The sequence below is a fragment of the Candidatus Erwinia dacicola genome (genome assembly GCF_001756855.1).
GTDB classification, from domain to species: Bacteria; Pseudomonadota; Gammaproteobacteria; order Enterobacterales; family Enterobacteriaceae; genus Erwinia; species Erwinia dacicola.
Genome location: NZ_MAYS01000447.1, coordinates 1 through 1,763, shown reverse-complemented (window position 1 = coordinate 1,763; position 1,763 = coordinate 1). Strand labels below are relative to the sequence as shown.

Genomic DNA, 1,763 nt, shown 5'->3' with positions numbered 1-1,763 from the left:
AACCAGTGTTCGGTAATACATACCGGAATGACTAGCATCTTCGTCCAAAACCGGCATATTAAAGAGCATGATTACTTATTATTCAACAAAGCCTCGTAACGGGAGTTTTTCGCATGGTCTTTGCACTAGGTAACAACAAACGCATTATACCGAAGACCAGAGAAGATTGGCGCGAAGTGAATATTCAAGTAGTATTGACGCGCATCTTACAAATCATTAACAAAAAAGCGCTCGATAGGAGAGGTTAATGGAAAGCAAAGTAGTTGTTCCGGCGGAAGGTCAGAAAATTACCTTAGTCCAAGGAAAACTCAACGTACCAAACAATCCAATCATCCCGTTTATCGAAGGTGATGGCATTGGCGTTGACGTGTCTCCAGTGATGATTAAAGTTGTCGATGCCGCTGTGCAGAAGGCTTACAATGGTGAGCGTAAGATTTCTTGGATGGAAATTTATACCGGTGAGAAATCGGTAGAGCATTATGGCCAGGATGTTTGGCTGCCAGAAGAAACTCTCGAACTGATTAAAGAATATCGCGTAGCCATCAAAGGCCCACTGACCACGCCGGTCGGCGGCGGTATTCGTTCCTTGAACGTTGCCCTTCGTCAGCAGCTGGATCTGTACATCTGCCTGCGTCCTGTCCGTTACTACACCCGCACACCAAGCCCGGTTAAACGCCCGGAAGAGACCGATATGGTTATTTTCCGCGAGAACTCAGAAGATATCTATGTAGGTATCGAATGGAAAGCGGGTAGCGCGGAAGCAGATAAAGTCATCAAGTTCCTGCGTGATGAAATGGGCGTGAAGAAAATTCGCTTCCCTGAGCAGTGTGGTATCGGCGTGAAGCTGTGCTCTGAAGCAGGCACCAAACGTTTGGTTCGTGCTGCCATCGAATACGCCATCACTAATGACCGTGATTCCGTTACGCTGGTTCACAAAGGCAATATCATGAAGTTCACCGAAGGCGCTTTCAAAGACTGGGGTTACCAGTTGGCGAAAGAAGAGTTCGGTGGTGAATTGATGGATGGCGGCCCGTGGATGAAAATCAAGAACCCAAACACCGGTAAAAAAATCGTGGTTAAAGACGTGATCGCCGATGCATTTCTGCAGCAGATCCTGCTGCGTCCGGCTGAGTATGACGTGATCGCCTGTATGAACCTGAACGGTGACTACATTTCTGACGCCCTAGCGGCGCAGGTTGGCGGTATCGGTATTGCTCCGGGTGCAAACATCGGTGACGAATGTGCTCTGTTTGAAGCCACCCACGGCACCGCACCTAAGTATGCAGGACAAGATAAAGTGAACCCAGGTTCCGTTATCCTGTCCGCAGAGATGATGCTGCGTCATATGGGCTGGACAGAAGCGGCTAACCTGATTGTTAAAGGAATGGAAGGTGCAATTGCCGCCAAAACCGTCACGTATGATTTTGAACGTCTGATGGATGGTGCTAAGTTGCTGAAATGTTCAGAGTTTGGCGATGCTATCGTTAAGCACATGTAAGTTACTCTATTGTAGCGAATGTTAACGGGGGCGAGATGTCCCCGTACTTTTTCCGACCTGAAAAATTCTTCTGCAAAACCTCTGCAAAACTATTCTGCAAAACGGTATGAAAAATGACCATATTTCATGCTCCAACAACCCTCCATTCTTTACCCCTGTCATCGTTGTAACGGTTAGTTTGGCGCTGGCTTTTATGCCCTAACAAATCCTTAGTGTTGATTTTTTGCTCCCTGTATATTCGCTCCGATTGAATAGACCCTAGTTT

Annotated in this window: 1 protein-coding gene; it reads left to right on the top strand. The window is 47.1% G+C overall.

Features of this window, described 5'->3' with window-relative positions; translation table 11 throughout:
• Positions 1-247 precede the first annotated feature (247 nt).
• Entirely contained in the window at positions 248-1,498 is a 1,251-nt protein-coding gene (gene icd / locus BBW68_RS12055) for an NADP-dependent isocitrate dehydrogenase (protein WP_070135554.1), read from the top strand.
• The last annotated feature ends 265 nt before the right edge of the window (positions 1,499-1,763 follow it).

Coding starts and splice junctions, on each gene's coding strand:
- icd (WP_070135554.1), top strand. CDS start 248: ATGGAAAGCAAAGTAGTTGTTCCGGCGGAAGGTCAGAAAATTACCTTA.